This window comes from Aquimarina gracilis (genome assembly GCF_035285365.1).
Lineage (GTDB): Bacteria > Bacteroidota > Bacteroidia > Flavobacteriales > Flavobacteriaceae > Aquimarina > Aquimarina gracilis.
The window spans coordinates 404,409-425,165 of record NZ_JAYKLX010000002.1 but is presented as its reverse complement, the minus strand read 5'-3'; the positions used below and the strand labels follow the sequence as shown (position 1 = coordinate 425,165).

The following is a 20,757-nucleotide window of genomic DNA, read 5'->3' as shown; positions in this document are numbered from 1 at the left end:
TATTGTTGCCTAAAATATACCATATGTGCTGTTAAGCAGCTTTACTACCCAAATGCTACAAATATTATAGCAAATGCTTTTTTTGTTGCATTTGTTTAGTATTCCTGTTTCTAAATTGTTAAAAAATTCAAGAATTGAAAATGAGCAAGAAGAAATATTCCACACTAAAAATTCTGGCAGAAGTTATTTTAATAGGGGTGGTACTTGGATTATTTGTCTTGATTTTGAATAGCATGTCGTAGTAGAGTGCATAACTAATAATAAACAACTAAAGAGATCAATGAAAAAACTGTTAGGTTTTAGAGGCGTGGTGATTATGTCAATTGTATTACAGTTGAATTCCGGTTGCATGGCTAAGAGAGAATATGAGTATAAATTTCAAAATCCTGAATTATCTGTTGAAGATAGAGCCGAAGATTTAGTTAGTCAGATGACACTCTCAGAAAAAGTATCCCAAATGCGTTACGATGCTCCTGCTATAGATCGATTAGGCGTTCCAGCATACAATTGGTGGAACGAATGTTTACATGGCGTTGCCAGAGCTGGCGAAGCAACTGTTTTTCCGCAGGCTATCGGAATGGGAGCAACATTTAATAAATCATTAATCAACCAAATAGGAACGGTAATATCTGATGAAGCTAGAGCAAAACATCATCGTTTCGTAAACGAAGATAAAAGAGGAATATATCAAGGATTAACCTTTTGGACACCTAACATAAATATTTTTAGAGATCCTAGATGGGGTAGAGGCCAAGAAACGTATGGAGAAGATCCATACCTAACGGCTCGAATGGGAGTTAATTTTATTAAAGGATTACAAGGTGATGATCCAAACCATCTTAAGGTCGTGGCAACAGCTAAACATTTTGCGGTTCATAGTGGACCCGAAAAATCGAGGCATGAAGATAACTATCATACATCAAATAAAGATTTAAGAGAAACCTATTTACCCGCTTTCGAAGCCTCAATTAAAGAAGCTAATGTGCAGTCAGTAATGTGTGCTTATAATAGATACAGAGATGAGGCATGTTGCGGTAGTAATTTGTTACTAAATGATATCCTTCGCAAAGAATGGGGGTTTGATGGCTATGTGGTATCAGATTGTTGGGCAATCAATGATTTTTGGGAACCTAGTAAGCATGAGTTGGTCAAAACCCCAGCTGAGGCATCTGCATTAGCAGTAAATAGAGGGACCGATTTAAATTGTGGTGATGCCTTTGATCCAAATTTAAACGAAGCAGTATTAAAAGAACTGATAGAAGAAGAGCAAATTGACAGGGCATTATCAAGGTTAATGACTGCCAGATTTAAACTAGGAATGTTCGACCCTCAAGAAACTGTTTCTTGGTCCAAAATACCTTACAGTGTTGTTGGTAGTGATAAGCATTATCAATTATCAGAGAAAACAGCAAGAGAATCCATAGTCTTATTAAAAAATGACAACAATGTACTTCCTCTTAAAAAAGATATCTCATCTATTGCAATAATTGGCCCTAATGCAAATGCCAAACAAGTTCTTTTGGGAAATTATCATGGTACACCTCATAATAGTATCACACCGTTAAAGGCCATAAAAGAAAAACTCCCTAATACAAAAATTCATTATGCAAAAGGAAGTGATATAGCAAAAGGATGGCCCTTATTAAATAAAATTCCTTCTTCAGTACTTAAAACAGGAGATCACCCTGGATTAAAAGGAGCATATTTTGATAATCAAGAATGGAAAGGAAATCCTAAAATGACACGAATCGATAGTGTTATTGATTTTGTATGGATGCCCAAAAAACCAATTGATAATTTGACCTCTGATGACTTTTCAATTCGATGGACTGGACAATTAATTCCCAAAGAAACAGGGAGATATCGTATAGGTTTGCGCGCAAGTAGTGCTGGAAAACTATTCATGAACGATTCATTAAAAGTTGAATTTAGTGATGATCATGAACCTAAAATGAGGTATTTCGATACTGTATTAGACAAAGGGAAAGCCTATGATATAAAAATTGAATACTACAATTATCATACTGATCCTCAGGCACAATTGGTATGGGCAAAATTAGATGAAGATTTATTGTCACCTGCAATAGAGGCCGCAAAAAAATCTGAAGTGACTATACTGTGTTTGGGATTGTCACCCGATATCGAGGGAGAAGAAATGCCTGTTGTTCTTGATGGTTTTGATAAGGGAGATCGATCCAAAATCTCTTTGCCACAATCCCAGATTACTTTAATGAAAGAAATTCAGGCGCTTGGTAAGCCAGTAGTTTTGGTTTTGATGAACGGAAGTGCATTGGCCATTAACTGGGCAAATGACCACATTCCTGCGATTGTAGAATCATGGTACCCAGGAGAATTTGGAGGAAAAGCAATAGCAGATGTGCTTTTTGGAGATTATAATCCCGGTGGACGCTTACCAGTAACGTTTTATAAATCTGTAGAAGATCTTCCGGATTTTAAATCATACGATATGACAAACCGAACCTATAAATATTTCCAAGGAGATCCCTTATTTCCATTTGGCCACGGATTATCGTATACCAATTTCTCGTATTCAAATTTAAAAATACCAGAATCTGTAGATATAAATAAGGATATCAAAGTAAGCGTAGACGTAACAAATTCTGGTAGCAAGAATGGCGATGAGGTAGTTCAATTGTATTTCTCTCAAAAAATAGAAAATAATAATGGGCCAAAACACTCATTGGTCGGTTTTGAAAGAATCAATTTGGACCCCGGGCAAAAGATAACTGTAGCATTTAAAATTACTCCTAAACAATACGCGCTAATTGATAACGAAGGGAAAGAGCAAGTTATACCTGGACCAGTTCAAATTTTTGTAGGAGGAAAACAACCTAATCTTAAAAGCGAGAACGATGCTAAAACTACACAGGTTATAGCAAGAACAATAAAAATCAAATAATCAATACGTAAACACATGAAAACAAAAAACAAAACAAGGTCATTGGGATTTCTCTTTAATGGTTATTAGCACACAAATCAATTGTGAAATAAAATTGCTATCAAACAATTTATTAACAACCAAAAACAATCATCTATGATAAAACTTAAACTTGCAATTATTGCATTAATTATAATTGGGACACAACATATTTTTGCTCAGGGTAATAGTATAACCGGAAAGGTAACTGATGAATCTGGCTTACCTTTACCCGGAGTAACAGTACTAATAAAAGGAACTACAAATGGTGCCTCTACAGATTTTGATGGAAACTATGAAATACAAGGAGTTTCTAAAGGGGATATTATAGAATTCTCTTATCTCGGAATGAAAAGTGTAGAAAAAACTTTTTCAGAATCAAGACAGATTAATGTGGTTATGAATCAAGACGCCACAGATTTAGATGAAGTGGTACTTATTGGATACGGAGAAAGTAGTAAAAAAGATCTTACTTCGGCGATATCAACAATTAACGCAGAAACTTTACAGAAACAAACGATTCCTAATATTGACCAGGGAATTCAAGGATTAGTCTCGGGTGTCACGGTTACCAGAAGTTCTGGACAACCCGGAGGTGCTGTTTCTATAAGAGTTAGAGGTGTTACTTCGGTTACGGGATCTAATGAGCCGCTGTATATTATCGATGGAGTAAATGTTAATAATGCATCTTCAGATTCTTTTGATTTTTCTCGTTTTGGAGGAACAGGAGGGCAAACAGCAGTAAGTCCACTTTCTGCTTTGAATCCAAACGATATAGAATCCATTACAGTACTCAAGGATGCATCTGCTGCAGCAATTTATGGTGCTCAAGCCTCTAATGGAGTAGTGCTTATTACCACAAAGCGAGGAAAAATCGGTAAAGCAAAAATTAGCTATGAAACGTATGGGGGAGTTCAGTTCGCACCCAAATTATTAGATATGATGGATCTCAGAGAGTATGCCGTGTATACCAACGATGTAAGACAAAGTCCATCGGTAAACCTACCACCACTTCCTCAATTTGAAGATCCATCGATTTTGGGTGAAGGGACCGATTGGCAACGAGCCATTTTTAGAGCTGCCCCTATCATGAATCATCAATTATCGATGTCAGGGGGTCAAGAAAATGCAAAGTTTTATGCTTCAATAAACTATTTTGAACAAGAAGGAATAGTGATTAATTCGGGCTTAAGAAGGTTTGGAGCTCGATTAAACCTAGACTATAAAATCAATGATTGGATAAAATTTGGGCATAATGTTAATTTAAGCAACTCCCTTGAAGACGTAGGACTTAATGACTCTAGAAACGGAACCATAACTACCGCACTGCGGCAAACACCAGATGTACCCGTAAGAAATCCTGATGGAACTTTTGGTGCACCAGATAATGTTTTGGGTAATGGTGCTGCCTTAAATCCTGTTGCTTCTGCCGAAATTAGAAATAGTACATTAGAAAGGTATAAGGTTAATGGAAATATCTTTTTAGATTTAAAGTTGGCTAAAAACCTGACTTTCAGAACAGATTTGGGATACGATTACAATACAGCAAAGACCGAAAGTTTTTTTCCAACCTTTGACTTTGGATCGATTAAAAATGATACAAATACCGCCTTTAAGTCTGCCAATGAAGGTTTTTTCTACTTGTTTAAAAACTACTTAACATATTCACCTCGATTTGGAGATCATGGTCTTAGAATATTATTGGGAGCCGAAGCACAAAAAAGTAAATTTCAAGGATTATCGGGGCAACGATCTAACTTCCCAAGTAATGATGTTGACGGGCTAAATACGGGAGATGCCGAAGATTCTCTGGCAGAATCCTTTGAAGGCTCCAGTACAATCGCCTCATACTTCGGAAGAATTAATTATAATTATTTGGATAAATATTTAGTATCCGCTTCTCTCAGGTATGATGGTTCTTCAAAATTTGGCCCCAATAATCGATGGGGGGTATTCCCATCAGCATCTGCTGCCTGGGTTGTTAGTGAAGAACCTTTTATGCAGGGTGTTTCAAATGTTTGGGATTATTTTAAAATACGAGTTGGATACGGTACCAGTGGAAACCAACAAATAAGTGATAATCTCTTTCGTACCTTACTTAGAAATGTAAATACGGGATTAGGCAGTGGTTTTAGCGCTGCTAATTTTCCTAATGCCGATGTTGCTTGGGAATCCCTTATTTCGCCTAACCTCGGGATAGAACTTGGATTTATCGATAGCAAAATCAGACTGGATGTAGATGTGTATAGAAAGACCTCAAAAGATTTCTTGGCTATTCAGCCATTACCAGGATTTTTAGGGAGTTTGAACTCCTTGTCTTTTATCGGTATTCAACCTCCTGTACTAAATTTTGGAGAAATGATAAATGATGGTATGGACATCAACTTATCAACCAAAAATATTTCAAACGAAAACTTTAGTTGGGATTCTAACGTAGTTTTTTCTCTTTATAGAAACGAAATTAAAGAATTATCGAACGACGAAGATGCCATCATAGGAACCATACAGGACGAAGACGTGATTGCCGATCTTACAAGATCTCAGGTTGGACAACCTATAGGGATGTTTTATGGTTTTGTAACCGATGGTTTATTTAGGTCTCAAGAAGAATTAACAGATGGCCCAATTCCGGCAGAGAGTTCTATTAGCGAAGCTAACGGAACTTGGTTAGGAGATATAAGATTTAGAGATTTAAATGATGATGGTGTAATCGACGCCAATGATAGAACCTTTATCGGTAACCCACATCCAGATTTTACATTTAGTATCACAAATAATTTTAGATACAAAATGTTTGATTTATCTGTCTTTCTTCAGGGATCATACGGAAACGATATTTATAATTATACCAGAGTTTTTACAGAAGGGATTAATCGTTTTAATTCTAATCAGGCAACTGCAGTAATTGATAGATATAGTGTCTCAAATCCAGATGGGAGTTTACCCAGATATTCAGATGGTGATAGAAATGGGAATACCAGGGTATCCGATAGGTTTATTGAAGATGGCTCCTATCTAAGGATACAAAGTGTAACTTTTGGTTGCACCTTGCCTAAAAACACGTTTGGTAAAAATAACTTCTTTGATCAAATAAGAGTATATACAATCTTGCAAAATATATACACATTTACAAATTACTCAGGTTATGATCCAGAAGTTGGTTCTCTAAACCAAAGCGCACTTTTAAAAGGAATTGATTTTGGTAGATATCCGGTTCCAAAAACGATAACACTTGGACTTAATGTTCAATTTTAATAATGAAAAAGGAAAATAATATTATGGGTATGAAAAATATTAATAAAATTTTTACACATGTTTTAGTTTTGATCTTTCTCACATCTTGTAGTGATGATTTCTTAGAGGTTCCAGTGGTGGATACGATTACTGAGGATAACTTTTATGCAACAGATGATCAGCTGCTGGCGGGAGCTAATACACTATATGGTCAAGCCTTTTTTACGACTAATGATAAGTTCATGTATTCATTAGATATGCTGTCAGGTAACTCGATAGGCTTTGAAGCAGATGCTCCATTTAAATTATTTGCGGTCGGAGTTAATAACCGTACGCTGCTAGAGGGATGGGAAGGCTTTTATAAAGGTATTGCTGATGCAAATCAATTGTTAAAGATCATTGATCAAGGATTAGGATCTGAAATTTCTGAAGATGTTAAAAATCAGGTTGAAGGTGAAGCTAGATTTGTTAGAGCCTTCGCATATTTTTATTTGGTAAGGTTATGGGGAGAAGTTCCTGTGATCGATCAGATTACTGCAGATACTTCGACAAAATATAGTCTGAATACGGTTTCTAGTATCTATGCTTTTATCGAAAGCGATTTGAAAAAGGCAGCCGAGCTTTTACCATTAAGCCCTTCTGATGAGAGAAGAGTAGGAAAAACAGCTCCGTGGGCATTTTTAGCAGAAATGTATTTGACTTTAAAAGACTATGAAAACGCTAGAGATTATTCAAAAATGGTTATCGATAGTGGATTACATTCTTTACAATCTAATTATCAAGATCAGTTTATAAATCCTTCATTAAGTATTAACAGAGAAGGTATTTATAGATGGATTTGGACCGCCATTAATGGATTATGGGGTATTCAAAATACAAACCAGGCTTATTTGATAGATGACGATGATTTAGTCGGAAATAATGGAGCTTTTGGTTCGGTTGCACCTAGCGTTGATCTATTTCTTGCGTTTGATAAAATTGCAGATTCTGGAGAAGAAGATTTACGAAGAAAATGGATTATCATGGAGCCAGGCCGACAATATGATGAACTAAAAACCGTCGAAGGTGGATATACTTTTCCTGAAAACGGAGACAATTCAGCAACCAAGATAAGATACAGAAAATATGTAGTGGGTTCTCTGAATGAGCATCCTAATGTGTTTTTTATGAGAACAGAGATGAGTACTCAATTAATGCGATATTCAGATGTTCTATTAATGTATGCAGAAGCTATTTTGGGAAATGCCGGTTCTACCACAGATATGCAGGCATTACAAGCATTTAACCAAGTTAGAACAAGAGCAGGTCTTTCAGAAAAAATGACACTCAGCCAAGAAGATATTTTCAATGAAAGAAGAATAGAGTTGGCATTTGAAGCAGGTAAATTTTGGATGGATTTGTTACGAATGGATAGAAGTATGGCAAGAGAGATTATTCGAAATCAAAATAGAGGTACAGTTAATACGCTTGTCCCCTTAGATACTGAACCGGTATTTGTAAACGACGTGGATGATGCTAATTTTCTTCTTCCAATACCAGCAGCAGAATTATCTTTTATCGATACAACAAATCCTGCTGTGGATTATATAATTAATGATTAATAAAATAAGTAATGATGAAAAATAAAAAATCTATATATACTTATAATTGGTTCCTTATTTTATGTTTACTGGTTATAGTATTTATTTCTTCTTCTTGTGAAGATGATAATAAAGAAGATACTTATGGCAACCCGGTAGTATCAAACATATTATCATTAGGAGACGACCCTACGATTAATTCAGGCTTTCCTGACGAACTGGTGAGAGTTGAAGGTAGTGGTCTAAGTAATGTGCAAGAAATAGTTTTTGATGATATAATAAATGTTGGATTTAATACGGCACTAAATTCTGATGTAGCGCTGTTTTTCAATGTTCCTTTTGATGTAGAAAAAGGGAGCCGTTTTGGTAAACAGAACGTGACACTTAAAAATCAATTTGGGGCAATAGCATCTACAGAGTTTGAAATTAAGCAGCCCGAACCAATTTTAAGTGTTCAGGATACGTTTTCTCCAGATAAGGCTGAAGCAGGTGCGGAAATTAGAGTATTTGGTGATTGGTTTTTCAATGTAGAAGACGTACTTATTGATGGTGAATCTGTCATTGATTTTAATGTTGTCTCGCCTCAGGAACTTACTTTTATCTTTCCCGAAGGCAAAATAGAAACAACAGAGTTCACCTTAGTTACTGCAGCTGGATCTGTTTCCAAAGATTTACCAATTTTAGGAGGTATTGTAGAGATCTTGATTTCTGATTTCGAAGGAAATGGAATACCTAGTATTAATGACGATTACGCTGCAGACTGGTTTAGTTACGGAGATAACATGTTTCGAATAGCTAATGGTATAGGTGCAGATGGAAGCACAGGTGCCGAAATTATTTGGGATGATACAGGCGCTGATCCTTTTACTGGAAGTTCACATCAAAGTATAGCTTCGGTAACTACTTCTACCGATGCAGAAAATGCTTTTTTGATTATTGATATTAATGGTGATGGTTTTCCAGGGACTGTGATGGAATTTGTTTTAGAAGATGATCGAAGTAATTGGTTATTCAAAGTACCATTAGAAGGAAGTGGATGGCAAACGTTGCGCTTAAAAATGTCTGATTTTGGTTTTAGTTTTGATCCTAGTAACCAAAGTAATGGAGATGTAAATCCATCAACTATAGTAGCTGTAAAAATGCAAATTAGCCATGAAGGAGGAGCAGGAGTAGTTCCGTCTGGGTATAAATACGACAATATCAAATTCGAGGTTTTAGAGCTGGAGTAGTTGTCAAATTCGTATAGTATTAAATCAAAAGTTCTTCTTATATAAATGAGCGGTAACTAATATCAGGGAGATAAGGGTTTCTATAAACCCTTCCCTGTTTTATAAAAAAAAGATATGTTTAAAATGAAAAAAGTTAATTTGTCCATATTATATACCTTGGTAGGCCTTGTGTTTATGGTTTTTATGGCATGTTCAAGTGATGATGAAGATGAAAACCCAGGAACGACTGTTGCTCCTTTGGCTAAGGAGGCCTCAGAAATTGCCACTACGGGTTTTAGAGCAAACTGGGACAATGTATTTGGAGCAGGAGAATATCAATTAGATGTTTCAGATAATGTAGATTTCTCTTCTTTTTTGCAAGGGTATGAAAACCTTAAGGTAAATCAGTTGTTTCAAACAATTACAGGTTTGACCCAAAATACACAGTACTACTATAGGGTGCGAGCCGTTGTAAATGGGGTCGTTTCAGGCAATTCAAATATGATTACGGTAAAAACTAATTCTGAAATCCCCGATGATATTACTCTTAAAAAGGCAGTAGAGAATAATTTTTTTGTAGGCGTTGCAGTTTCTGCAACTAGGACCGAAATATCTTCCTATGATGAAGTATATACAAGAGAGTTTAGTAGCATCACTGCAGAGAATGATATGAAAATGGCATCCATATTTACAGGAATTGATGGTTCTGGAAATATCATTTACGATTGGAGTAAAATAGATGCCTTGATCGCTTATGCCGAAACAAATAATCTTAATGTTCATGGGCATACGCTAATATGGCACAGAAGTCTACCACAAGCATTAGAAAATTTCAATGGTACCGATCAAGAGTTTGAGGATGTAATTGAACAATATATTACCGAAGTACTTACACGTTACAAAGGAAAAATTAACTCATGGGATGTAGTTAATGAAGCTATAGATGATGATCCGAGTACGCAATGGAGAAATACGTTGTTTTTACAGAGAATGGGCGAAGATTATGTAGAAAAATGTTTTGCTTTTGCTAGAGCAGCAGATCCAGATGTGAAATTGTTTTATAATGATTATAATATGACATTTGATGCTATCAAAAGAGGAAAGGTGCTTGCAATGGCAGATCAATTGAAAACAAAAAACCTTATTGATGGGGTTGGATATCAAATGCATATTGACTATAATTTTCCGAGTAGACAAGAGATACAAGATGCTACAGATGAATTAGTGGCTAAAAATCTACTCATACATTTTGCAGAACTAGATGTAAAAGTAAATGCTGCCAATGATTTAACAGAGTTTACAGCAGAGAGGTCTTTGGCTCAGGCACAACAAGTAAAAGAAATAGTAGAAATATTTAATGCGATTCCGCAACAACTGAAATATGCAATCACGATGTGGGGATTAAAGGACGATGATACCTGGTTAATACCAGAAAATAATGGTCGACCCGAGTGGCCACTTTTATTTGATGAATCTTTTCAAAAAAAGGATGCCTATCAAGGATTTTTACAAGGATTATAATAGATTAATTAGCCAGACATAATAGTAATATTGCCCTGTAAATATTTATTTCGGTTTACAGGGCTTTTTAATAACAGAGTTTTTTTACAATAAAATTCTCCAAGAACCTAACTACTAGGAGTTAATACCTATGTTGTTGGAACAAAAGCAACTTTTGGAGTTGCTAATTTCCTAACATCTTTCCATCTTTTTCTCGTCCTTTTCGGTCAAACTCAAAAACTCCTTTTCCACAGTTTTACAAATTGTAACACTATTGTGTGTACAGTTCTTCAATTTAATAGGATCAAAAGAATGAATATTGATTTTTGAATTTTCAAATTCTTTTGCTTGCAAGACTGTATACATGTTTAATGCTGCTTTGGCAGTGGCATATGCGGTCATTTGATAGTTAGCATACGGAAATCGCTCGTCTTGCATTTTTGCTATATCTCCTATGGGATTGGTGATATTGATAATGTTCGGCCTTTCACTTTTTTGAATTAATGGCTGTAACACTTGAATAACTCTAATTATAGAAAAGAAGTTTTCTTCATAAAGTTGTTTCACTTCGGTCATATTTAACGTGTCAATTTTTTGTCCAAAACCATTAGCTATTTCGGCATTGTTTACCAAGAGATCTAGTTTACCATAGCCCTTTTGGATAAAGTTTTTTAATACAATTAGACTATCGATACTTGTAAAATCAACTTTTACTAAATGGATACCAGCAGGGATAGCTTCTCTGGATAGAGCGACATAGCTACTCTTTTTTGCAGCCAGAATAACTTCGTACCCATTTTTAGTTAGTATTTGAGCAAATTTCTTTCCTAAGTCGTTTCCAGCCTCGGTTACCACGGCAATTTTTTTCTTTTTCATAATACAAATACTTAATGAATATAGTACAAAGTTCGTATTATGTTATCTGGAAAAATAACCAGTTTCAACTATAAAATGGCAAAAATCTTTATTAGAGTGTTTGACGGAATTTATTAGGCGTTACACCACTATATTTTTTGAAGAAACGTGTAAAATGCGTAGGCTCCTGAAAGTTGAGTTGAAAAGCAATTTCTGCTATATCCAAAGATGTAAATGACAACATTGTTTTGCTTTCTAGAAACACACGTTGCTGGATAATATCTTTTGCTGTTTTACCGGTAATCTGTTTTACAGTGGTGGTCAAATAATTGGGTGTCACATTAAGCTGGTCTGCATAATCACTTACATTTTTAGAATCGATATATAGTTTATCGACCAGTTGTTGAAACTGTTGTGCAAGTACCTTGACCTCTTGATAAATGACTTTCAGTTGTTTTAAACCGTTCGTATATAGATTTACAGTTGTACAATACCGAAATCAACATTCCTTCTATAATGTGAAAGATTTCATCATAAGGATGCATATGTAGGTTTGGACCTTCTCCAATTTCATCAACACTATACCGGATAACCACACAATTAACTCCGTAGTGAAAACCTTCTTGAACACCTTTGGGAGGGTTTTGTTTTTTAATCCATTGATCTTTTGGAATGTGAACCGGTTCGATTCTTGATATTTTAGGTATGACTATACGTTTTTTAGATTTATACTATTTTAAGTTGAATGTTTTAAGAGTTTAAAACCATTAAATTTCAATTAAAACATCATCGTTTTGACAATTTTACTTTTGAGAAAACCTTTGTCCAAAAGGGAATAAGAAAATACACGATTAAAGGCAACAAAACAGGATTGAATTTTATCTTCCAGGTTGGCTATTCATTAAACAACCATCGATAAATTCCTAGCATAAACTCGCGACATTGATAGTCTGAAACTCCTTTCCATTCTGTCATATATAAGGATGACATGGCATCTCCTAATACCACTAATCTTCCGCCATTTTTTACTTTCTTATAAACCCCAAAAGGTTGATTGTCTTGAGAGTTGAAACTAAAAGGAGTTCCACCTTTTACAATTCTACCCAGTTGATAGGTAACTTTCAACTTTTCTGAATGTAAAGCTCCTTTCTTTGTATATCCCCCTGCAAGTGTATCTTGACTTTGCTCTCCATATGTTATTTCATAGGGTGCTAAGATTTTATTTACATTGGTTTTTTTTAAGTCGGTCCAATAATCTGCTTCCATAACTACTAATAACTTACCACCTTTATTGACAAATTTTTGTATGGCCTTTATTTCTTTCTCTTCATATTTACTTGAGGGAACATGAAGAATAAGCAAATCGCCTTTCTTGATAAGTTCATATGTAATCGTCTTTTTTAGGAATGAAACTTTAGCATTGAATTCACCAAGAGTATTATCCAGTTCTTGATTTAGATAATTTATACGAGACGAGTCTTCGAGGCCTATATTTGGAACCATATCTTTTGAGTCATTCCAGAATCGTTGTTTGTGTGCTAGGTCAAAATACACAGTTTTATCAGAACTTTGAGCTTGTAGGATAAAAGAGTAAAGTACTACGAATACGGAGGTGAAAATGGATTTCATTATATTATTTTTTAGGTTTTTCGATGTCAATAAAGTTTTTGTTTATGCCAATCGCATCAGCAATTTTAAAAAGTATATGATTGCCATTAGAACCATTTGACATAACCACCAATCCTTTTTTTGTATCTGGAGAAAAAACTGCCAAAGTTCTCTCTGCCGCATTGGCTCCTGTATGTCCTATGACTCTTTCGTTTTTAAAATCATAGATATACCAACCTAAACCAAATCCAAGGTTTTTAGGACAGGCATCCGGGGTAGTAGATGATTTCCTGCAATGTTCAAACTGATTTAACGAAATTGTAAATTGTTCTTTACGCAATTGAGAACTAACTCGATTATTATTAAGAATACTTACTACAAATTTTGCATAGTCTTGTGTGGTTATTCGTAAACCTCCGGCGCCAGAAGCGTTTTCTACTTTCCGGGGTTCTTGCCAAACGCTATTTGGAAAGTAAGGCCACGCCATCTTATTGTCAAATCCATCTTGGTAAACATAGGATGCACTGTGCATTTCTTCAGGTATAAATAATACTTCTTTTGCAATCTGGTTAAAAGGTTTTTTCAGCTTATTTTCAAGATATTTTACGAGGTATAAAAAACCTTCTCCCGAGTATCCCATTTTGGTTCCTGGATTCCATTCAAACTGAAGTTTTCCACCAGTCATTCTGCGCCAGTTTTTAAATCCGGTTTGGTGGGTCAGCACGTGTCTTGGGGTTAATAGTTTTGCTCTATCATCTTCGGCAATATCAGGGTCCAACCAATATTTGGCCATGGATTCATCAAGATTTACTTTACCTTCAGAAGCTAATCGTAAAAATATTTCGGCAGTCATGGGTTTTGCGATAGACGCACTTAGATATAAAGTGCTATCAGTTGCCTTGGTATTTTCGTTTTGCATTCCAAAAGTTTTGCTCCAGACTATTTTACCCTCTTCTATACTGGTTACCGAAACACCAGGGATATCATATTCCTTAAGCCATTTAGGAATTTTATCATTAAGTTCAGAATAGATATTTTTAGTTGGCTTTTGTATGGATCGCGACTGAGTACAACTAATTATGGATAAGGGAATTAATAGGAGGAAGAAACGTTTCATATCTTAATTGGTTTACAAAAAAGATGTAAAACAGTTTTGATTGTTACAGTTGAATACTAAAAAAGTACTGGATAATAAAAAAAACAGCGATCCAGATTACTCAAAGACCGCTGTTCTATCCAACACTAAAAATGTTATTGTGTTGTTATTGGTTATTTGCCACTTTCATAGTTTCAAATTTATTGTCAATTTCTGTTTCAGAAATGATTTCCCAACCACCACCAAGGGATTTATAAATAGCAATTAAGGATGTTACAGAAGCAATTTCGCTAATGGCCAATCTGTTCTCTGCTTGTAGTAATGTGTTATCAGCACTTAGATAATCGATAAAACTATCTAGTCCGGCATTGAAGCGTTTTTGAGCAATATCAGCTGCTTCGGCACTGGCCAAAGACGATTTTCTAAGGGTTTCCCTGCGTTCTAGTTCATTAGTATAATTGGTCATTGCAGTCCTAATTTCTTCCAAAGCTTTCAAAACTGTCTTTTCATACTGTTGTAATGTAGCTAGAGTCAAAGCATCTTCTTTATTGATTTGTTGTTTCACTCTACCTAAATTGAAAGCTGCCCAACTGATATTTGGAAAAATACTCCAGGTAAAGGGTTCGTTGCTAGCAAAGTTTGAAAAATCTACGGCCGAAAATCCTATGGATCCACCAAATTGAATTTTAGGATACAATTCAGCAACCGATAGATTGTATTTAGTAATCTGGATTTGTAAGGTTGCCTCGGCTTGTTTTATATCCGGTGGGTGACCTGTCCGCGCACCAGGTTTATCGACCAACGGCATTTGGTTGGTGCTCCGCACGGGTGGGTGACCTGTCCGCGCACCAGGTTTATCGGCCAACGGCATTTGGTTGGTGCTCCGCACGGGTGGGTGACCTGTCCGCGCACCAGGTTTATCGACCAACGGCATTTGGTTGGTGCTCCGCACGGGTGGGTGACCTGTCCGCGCACCAGGTTTATCGACCAACGGTGTTTGGTTGGTGCTCCGCACGGGTGGGTGACCTGTCCGCGCACCAGGTGTATCGACCAACGGCATTTGGTTGGTGCTCCGCACGGGTGGGCGACCTGTCCGCGCACCAGGTGTATCGATCAGCGGTATTGGGTGATGCTTCCGCGCAGGGTAAAAAGTAACCCGCGCACCAGAGTGAGGCGCCCGCGCAGCGCGGAGACCCAAACCCAGTGCGCGGGCTAGTGATAATGGGAGTTTGATAAAATTACCTACGTCGGTATCGGCTTACATAGCCTTTGTAACACTTTGGATCTTTTCTAAAAGTATATTTATCCGTGTCTCTAATTTCATCCATTGCTTCTTTAAGATGGGTAAATGCACGATCACGAATTTCTTTGGCTTTTGAATTGTCTAAGGAGAGACCATTGGCTCTAGCGGCCACTAGCCAAGAGTCTAGCAGGAGCAGGGAACGAATAAAGAAATATCCATGGCCCGGTAATGTGCGTGAATTGCAAAACTTGTTGGAGCAGGCTATGATTTGGCAGAAAGGTAGGGTGCTGGAAGCATTTCCTCGAAAAATAAGTTTTGATACAATTAACGAAATGGTAATTGGATCATCTTCACAGCCGGAGCAGTATGATATGGAGTATATTAATTGACGATTTGTGAATAGTAATTGCCCTATGTAAATTGAAGTTACTTTTCTTGGGTTGAGGGGCAGCAAAATCATGTTACTAGTGTCAGATTTCGAAATTGAAACTCCTTTTGATTTACTTGGAATAATTTATTCTTAGTTCTCGCACACATATTTATAGAATATATAATGCTATTGAATGTAATTCCTTGTAGGAAAGAATTACTTTTAGTTACATGCCGTATTAAATTTTTATAAATATTTTTCCTTGATAATATTTATATGATGCCGTTCATGACCAATGATAGATATAAGAAAATCCTTAAGTGTAATCTCATGTTCTCTTGCCCAGCCTTTTTTTTTCAATTGATGTGCTGATAGTGTTCGAATAAAACTTATAGATGCTTTTCTAACATTTTGAAAGTCATCAATTAAAAGCTTTATTTTTAAATCATCAAATCGACTCTGATTAACCAGAAAATTTTGATTATATCCCCATAATTCTACATCTTCATTTCTGCTTAGTTGAAAAGCTCTGAACATTTTTATTCTTTCGTGGTCGGTAATATGTCCAATTATTTGTTTTATACTCCATTTATCCGGTTCGTATCGATGACCCGCTTTTTCCTCAGGAATTGATTTTATAAAATCAAAAGTTGACATTGCATTGTAGAGTGTTTGTAAATCTTTTTCTTTGATTAGAGTAAAGTAATATAGGAAACCATGTGATGGTGTATACTTCATAATTTTGATTTTTTATTGTTATCATTAACGATAACAGTTTTGTATTGTCTAAAATCCTATTTGTTTTTCTTTATACTAATAAGTAAAGAAACGATTAAAAGTAAAAAAGCAACGCCAAACCCCAGGACTCCAATGTTTATTCCCGCAATGGTTTTCTCAGAACCATCTAAATATTTCATTGAACCACCATAGGTGTCTTTGATTGCATAAGCCAAAAGAAAACCACCCGTGATCAACATACTTAGAATAGTACTGATTTTGTATTGCTTTTTATTCCATACCAACCAAAGACACAGCAAGCCTATTGAAGTGTTGGTTATTAATTGCCAAACTTCATGAATGCGAACATGTGGTGTCCAATCTGGATTAAAAACATGAGTATCGTTTATTTCTAAATATGGTACTGCAACAGCATATAATACAATACTAAAAGTTATGATTGATTTTTGCATGTTTACTGGAGATTAATTCATGTAAAGCTATTCTTCAAAAAGCTACTCTTTATCGTAGAAAAAATAGTATTCATCTGAATTTTGAATACCACAGAAAGTCTTACTGTAATTTTTACAGACAGAAGTTGCAAGAATCCAAAAACCAATTAACATTTCTGAAAATATCATTGTCAATTTCAGAATTTTCATACTGGAGAGAGCATATATGAAAACCTCATAAAGAGTTAGAATGATAATAGACTTTCTCATTGTTAATTAAATATCATTAAGTATTTATTGTGATTAATTAAAGAGCCAAAACCATAAAGCGGCTATTAGACTGTATAATGCGAAGCGAACTATATTCTTAATGAGAATACTTGAATTGATGTTTTTTGTGATACTCATGCTCTATTTTTTTGCTTTAATACTCTATTAGTAATACTAGTTGTGAAAAAATCACAGCTTTTTTGTTTTTATATGTTAAAATTTAGTTTTTATGTGATTTTTGAACTCATTCTAAATATTAATGGTATTGACAAAAGAAAAAGTTCTAGTATTTATGGAACAACCTATAGCGGTTCAAAGGAATCCTTGATCGAATCCAAGCGGGAGATTGAAAATCACGTTAAGCAACTAGATTCTAAAGAAATAGTTACTAGGCAATACTACAGATAGGCATGACTACTGGAATAGTCCTCTCATGTGAGCCGCGTAAAAATTTTTCTTTAAAGCAAGTTTTGATAGGGACATGAGAACAAATTAACAATCTTTTTTAGTTATACATAAGATATGCTCAAAGTTTTTTCAGGAAAAAGAAATGTACCGTTGCTTCCATTGGTCAATTTGAATAATTGAAAATCTTTTGCTTTGCTATTCAGTTGTTCTTAAACCAGTTTAAGTTTTTTGGTTGGATTCACTGATATATTTATTTCTATATAATTTTTAAAAAAGTTTGACATGAAAAACCGAATCAAATTAGTGTTATTTTCATTATCTATTACCCTCTTGGGGTGTAATTCAGATGATAATACAGCCATAATCAATGTAACAAGTGAATTTGTAATTGATGAAGCCACTACTTATTTAACCCCAAACGGATACTTGGAACAGTGTCCCTATGAGTATTATGAAGACTATCAATCCGATAATGAATTGGGTTGGTTTGCTCTAACACTTATCGATGGTGAATATGCCTTTTTAGATCCGCAAGTACGGTCATCTTGTCCTAGTGCTGAGCATTTGAACCATGGAGTTTCGATTTGGCCTCGTTTAGACCGAGATACAAAGTTGGAACCTGGTACATATGACTATGCTAAGAATGATTCTCAAGTGGGAATTATGAGTAATTCAGAAGTGTTTTATGATTTCAAATATATTGAGGCTAATTACTTTGGAGTTCCAGATTACAAACTAAATATTGCTGATGGCGAATTAAAGGTTGAAAAAGAGACCTATGGTTATGCAATCATTTACAACCTTACTTGAGATGAAGAAACGAAGATCTAATAATATCTCCTTGTTGAGAGTAGTTTTCTTTAAATTCTATACTGTTTTCTTTCTCATCAATATTTCTTCCTGTCAAAGTGATAAAGTGAGTAAGGGTAAAATATTGATTGTTGTTTCAAACACAGAATATATGGATGATGCCCAAGAATATTTTGCTGGTAATAACCTTTGGGAAGTAGCTCCACCATACCATGTATTTGTTTCTCATGGATACGCGGTCGATTTTGTTTCCCCCAAGGGGACTAAAGTACCCTTTTCTATGGATCCCATAGGAATAAGTAGTTACACAATAAAGTACGAAAAGTTCAACCATAAAGTTGAGAATTCATTAACCCCAAATGAAGTTGATTTCAAGGAATATAAAGCTGTATATATTGGTGGTGGCTATGGCTCTTTGTTTGATGTTGCCGATAACCAAGAGTTACTTTCATTGATGGCGTCAATCTATGAAAACCAAGGAATAATCGGAGGCTGTGGCCATGGACCAGGTGCCTTTGCAAATGTTAAACTTAGCAATGGTGAATATATGGTTAGTGGGAAAAAAGTTACTGGTTTTCCAAACTCAACCGAGATTACAAAAAGCTGGGCTAAGCAAGGAACATTATTGCAAACAACGGTAGAAGATAATTTGAGAAAGAATGGTGCAATTTTTCAATCAAAAAGCGATTTGAATAATAAGCATGATGTAGTGATTGATGAAAGAATTATATCGACCATGTTTTTGCCTTCTTCGGCAATCGTCGCAAAAGAAATAATCAAATTAATTGATAACTGAAGGCTCAATTTTATGCTAGATCTGAGTATTTATTTGCTCATAAAGAATACTAAGTTAAACACTAAAAAAGTGATTTAAACAAAATGCACAGGGATAAAAAATAAACTTTACATAAACAATATCACTATGAAAAAAAAACTCATTTTACCAATCTTTACGTTAGTAATATTAAGTTGTAGTAAAAATGATGATGATACCCTAACATCACCTTTAAGTAATGAGAAGCAAATAATAGCTTTAATTTTTGAATCTATCAATAACAGCTTTCCGAGTGAAAGTCTTACGGCTAATATTGACCAGACTAACAACAAAGTAACCGTTGAGTTTCCATCTGGCTCCGACATCAGTAATGTGGTACCTACTATAACCATTTCAGATAAAGCTGTGATAAGTCCAAAATCTAATGAAGTCATAAACCTATCCAATTCTATCAAGTATACTGTAACTGCAGAAGATGGGTCCAGTCAAGAATATCTTTTGGAAGCTACAATAAAAGAACCTGAGCCATTAAGTGATAGGGAAATACTAACCATATTTTACAATAAAAATCCTAATGCTTCATTAAATTGGGATGTACATGCAAATAGCTTTAGTTCTTGGGAAGGTGTTACAGTAGTAAACAATAGGGTAACTAGATTGGAACTGCAAAATAAAAAAATTACAGAGATACCACCAGAATTTGGAGGTCTTGATGCCCTAGAAAAACTTTTTATTTATAATAATCAAATTACTGATTTACCTGTTGAATTTACAGGCCTTACTAATATGGAAACGCTAAATCTAGCTAATAATAACCTCGGAGAATTTCCAATGGAATTAGTTGCATTAAAAAAGTTAAAGCATTTAAGTTTAGCAGAAAATCAAATTAAAATTGTTCCAACTTTTATTGAAAATTTAAGTAATGAATTAATACTGTTTAGTTTAGATAATAATGAATTGACCACACTTCCTGAAGAATTTGGTGCACTTACTTCACTTTTGAATTTAAGTATTACCAACAATAAACTCACTTCACTTCCTGGTACTATTGGTAACCTAAATAAAGTTTATCAATTGAATCTTTCTGGAAATGATATTGTTGAATTACCCAATGAATTTACAAACATGGTCGATTTAGAAATTGTTAATCTAGAGTACAACCAACTAACTAGTTTGCCAGAATCTATAGGGAATTTAAAGAAAGTTACACAATTACAAGTTAATAATAATGAACTCGTACTATTGCCAGAATCTATAGGTAACATAAACAACCTACAATATTTATATATCGAATTCAATAAAATAATCATTTTTCCAAATGGGATAGGTTCATTATCCAATTTGAAGTATATGAATGCTAGTAATAACCAATTGGTTTTTGTGCTTGAAGAGTTTGGAAAACTCTCTAACTTAGTAACTTTAGACTTAAGCAGTAACATTATTCAATACATTACCACGGAATTAGGGAACTTAAATAAGCTAAAAAACTTATTCCTCACAAACAATCAGTTAACATCAATTCCACAAGAAGTTTGTGATTTAGAAACTAACAATGGAGCTAATATATATCTTGATAGTGGTGTGGTTTGTATAAATTAAATTTGTAATTCGCAAAATTTTGTTAAATGCAAAAGACTTTATTAAGAATGAATTAAGTGGAAAAATTTAAAATTTTAAAAAATGCCAAATTATT

16 protein-coding genes are annotated in these 20,757 nt (G+C 34.9%); 9 read left to right on the top strand and 7 right to left on the bottom strand.

Translation table 11 applies throughout. From position 1 onward, the window contains the following. Window positions 1-280 precede the first annotated feature (280 nt). The 5 genes from U6A24_RS04845 to U6A24_RS04825 all read left to right on the top strand — a co-directional run bounded on the left by U6A24_RS04845 (window position 281) and on the right by U6A24_RS04825 (window position 10,481). Window positions 281-2,920 carry a glycoside hydrolase family 3 protein gene (locus tag U6A24_RS04845; RefSeq protein WP_324178811.1) on the top strand — a complete coding sequence of 880 codons (2,640 nt, stop codon included), beginning with the start codon at window positions 281-283 and terminating at the stop codon, window positions 2,918-2,920. A gap of 135 nt (window positions 2,921-3,055) precedes the next feature. Further along, on the top strand, window positions 3,056-6,193 hold the full coding sequence (locus U6A24_RS04840; RefSeq protein WP_324178810.1) for a SusC/RagA family TonB-linked outer membrane protein: 3,138 nt from the start codon (window positions 3,056-3,058) through the stop codon (window positions 6,191-6,193). Between the two features lie 29 nt (window positions 6,194-6,222). Continuing rightward, the gene (locus tag U6A24_RS04835) at window positions 6,223-7,773 is read left to right on the top strand and encodes a RagB/SusD family nutrient uptake outer membrane protein (RefSeq protein ID WP_324178809.1); all 1,551 of its coding nucleotides are present in this window, start codon (window positions 6,223-6,225) and stop codon (window positions 7,771-7,773) included. A gap of 14 nt (window positions 7,774-7,787) precedes the next feature. Beyond that, complete coding sequence (locus U6A24_RS04830) at window positions 7,788-8,981, top strand: hypothetical protein (RefSeq protein WP_324178808.1); 1,194 nt, start codon at window positions 7,788-7,790, stop codon at window positions 8,979-8,981. 123 nt (window positions 8,982-9,104) lie between these two features. After that, complete coding sequence (locus tag U6A24_RS04825; protein ID WP_324178807.1) at window positions 9,105-10,481, top strand: endo-1,4-beta-xylanase; 1,377 nt, start codon at window positions 9,105-9,107, stop codon at window positions 10,479-10,481. A gap of 171 nt (window positions 10,482-10,652) precedes the next feature. Here U6A24_RS04825 and U6A24_RS04820 read toward each other — a convergent pair whose 3' ends face one another. The 5 genes from U6A24_RS04820 to U6A24_RS04800 form a co-directional block, all read right to left on the bottom strand. Beyond that, entirely contained in the window at window positions 10,653-11,336 is a 684-nt protein-coding gene (locus U6A24_RS04820; protein WP_324178806.1) for an SDR family NAD(P)-dependent oxidoreductase, read from the bottom strand. Window positions 11,337-11,427: 91 nt separating this feature from the next. Then, window positions 11,428-11,655 (bottom strand): helix-turn-helix domain-containing protein, encoded by a 228-nt coding sequence (locus U6A24_RS04815; protein ID WP_324178805.1) that lies wholly within the window; start codon window positions 11,653-11,655, stop codon window positions 11,428-11,430. Between the two features lie 554 nt (window positions 11,656-12,209). Continuing rightward, window positions 12,210-12,944 carry a hypothetical protein gene (locus U6A24_RS04810; protein ID WP_324178804.1) on the bottom strand — a complete coding sequence of 245 codons (735 nt, stop codon included), beginning with the start codon at window positions 12,942-12,944 and terminating at the stop codon, window positions 12,210-12,212. Between the two features lie 4 nt (window positions 12,945-12,948). Beyond that, a complete protein-coding gene (locus U6A24_RS04805; RefSeq protein WP_324178803.1) occupies window positions 12,949-14,040 on the bottom strand; it encodes a serine hydrolase domain-containing protein in 1,092 nt (363 codons plus the stop codon). Between the two features lie 145 nt (window positions 14,041-14,185). After that, window positions 14,186-15,073 carry a TolC family protein gene (locus tag U6A24_RS04800; RefSeq protein WP_324178802.1) on the bottom strand — a complete coding sequence of 296 codons (888 nt, stop codon included), beginning with the start codon at window positions 15,071-15,073 and terminating at the stop codon, window positions 14,186-14,188. Window positions 15,074-15,327: 254 nt separating this feature from the next. On the opposite strand from U6A24_RS04800, the gene U6A24_RS04795 reads away from it, so the two are divergent. Continuing rightward, entirely contained in the window at window positions 15,328-15,651 is a 324-nt protein-coding gene (locus U6A24_RS04795; RefSeq protein WP_324178801.1) for an AAA-type ATPase lid domain-containing protein, read from the top strand. A gap of 227 nt (window positions 15,652-15,878) precedes the next feature. On the opposite strand, the gene U6A24_RS04790 is transcribed toward U6A24_RS04795, so the two are convergent. Beyond that, the gene (locus U6A24_RS04790) at window positions 15,879-16,370 is read right to left on the bottom strand and encodes a DinB family protein (RefSeq protein ID WP_324178800.1); all 492 of its coding nucleotides are present in this window, start codon (window positions 16,368-16,370) and stop codon (window positions 15,879-15,881) included. A gap of 56 nt (window positions 16,371-16,426) precedes the next feature. Beyond that, a complete protein-coding gene (locus tag U6A24_RS04785; RefSeq protein ID WP_324178799.1) occupies window positions 16,427-16,822 on the bottom strand; it encodes a hypothetical protein in 396 nt (131 codons plus the stop codon). 939 nt (window positions 16,823-17,761) lie between these two features. Here U6A24_RS04785 and U6A24_RS04780 point away from each other — a divergent pair. The 3 genes from U6A24_RS04780 (at window position 17,762) to U6A24_RS04770 (ending at window position 20,663) form a co-directional block, all read left to right on the top strand. Then, the gene (locus U6A24_RS04780) at window positions 17,762-18,289 is read left to right on the top strand and encodes a hypothetical protein (protein ID WP_324178798.1); all 528 of its coding nucleotides are present in this window, start codon (window positions 17,762-17,764) and stop codon (window positions 18,287-18,289) included. Window position 18,290: 1 nt separating this feature from the next. Next, on the top strand, window positions 18,291-19,085 hold the full coding sequence (locus tag U6A24_RS04775) for a type 1 glutamine amidotransferase domain-containing protein (RefSeq protein WP_324178797.1): 795 nt from the start codon (window positions 18,291-18,293) through the stop codon (window positions 19,083-19,085). 126 nt (window positions 19,086-19,211) lie between these two features. Further along, window positions 19,212-20,663 carry a leucine-rich repeat domain-containing protein gene (locus U6A24_RS04770; protein ID WP_324178796.1) on the top strand — a complete coding sequence of 484 codons (1,452 nt, stop codon included), beginning with the start codon at window positions 19,212-19,214 and terminating at the stop codon, window positions 20,661-20,663. The last annotated feature ends 94 nt before the right edge of the window (window positions 20,664-20,757 follow it).

Bases quoted from the DNA above. Each gene is read 5' to 3' on its own strand.
- U6A24_RS04775 (WP_324178797.1), top strand. From the start codon at position 18,291: ATGAAGAAACGAAGATCTAATAATATCTCCTTGTTGAGAGTAGTTTTC.
- U6A24_RS04810 (WP_324178804.1), bottom strand. From the start codon at position 12,944: ATGAAATCCATTTTCACCTCCGTATTCGTAGTACTTTACTCTTTTATC.
- U6A24_RS04805 (WP_324178803.1), bottom strand. From the start codon at position 14,040: ATGAAACGTTTCTTCCTCCTATTAATTCCCTTATCCATAATTAGTTGT.
- U6A24_RS04780 (WP_324178798.1), top strand. From the start codon at position 17,762: ATGAAAAACCGAATCAAATTAGTGTTATTTTCATTATCTATTACCCTC.
- U6A24_RS04820 (WP_324178806.1), bottom strand. From the start codon at position 11,336: ATGAAAAAGAAAAAAATTGCCGTGGTAACCGAGGCTGGAAACGACTTA.
- U6A24_RS04825 (WP_324178807.1), top strand. From the start codon at position 9,105: ATGAAAAAAGTTAATTTGTCCATATTATATACCTTGGTAGGCCTTGTG.
- U6A24_RS04790 (WP_324178800.1), bottom strand. From the start codon at position 16,370: ATGAAGTATACACCATCACATGGTTTCCTATATTACTTTACTCTAATC.
- U6A24_RS04770 (WP_324178796.1), top strand. From the start codon at position 19,212: ATGAAAAAAAAACTCATTTTACCAATCTTTACGTTAGTAATATTAAGT.
- U6A24_RS04840 (WP_324178810.1), top strand. From the start codon at position 3,056: ATGATAAAACTTAAACTTGCAATTATTGCATTAATTATAATTGGGACA.
- U6A24_RS04845 (WP_324178811.1), top strand. From the start codon at position 281: ATGAAAAAACTGTTAGGTTTTAGAGGCGTGGTGATTATGTCAATTGTA.
- U6A24_RS04835 (WP_324178809.1), top strand. From the start codon at position 6,223: ATGAAAAATATTAATAAAATTTTTACACATGTTTTAGTTTTGATCTTT.
- U6A24_RS04785 (WP_324178799.1), bottom strand. From the start codon at position 16,822: ATGCAAAAATCAATCATAACTTTTAGTATTGTATTATATGCTGTTGCA.
- U6A24_RS04830 (WP_324178808.1), top strand. From the start codon at position 7,788: ATGAAAAATAAAAAATCTATATATACTTATAATTGGTTCCTTATTTTA.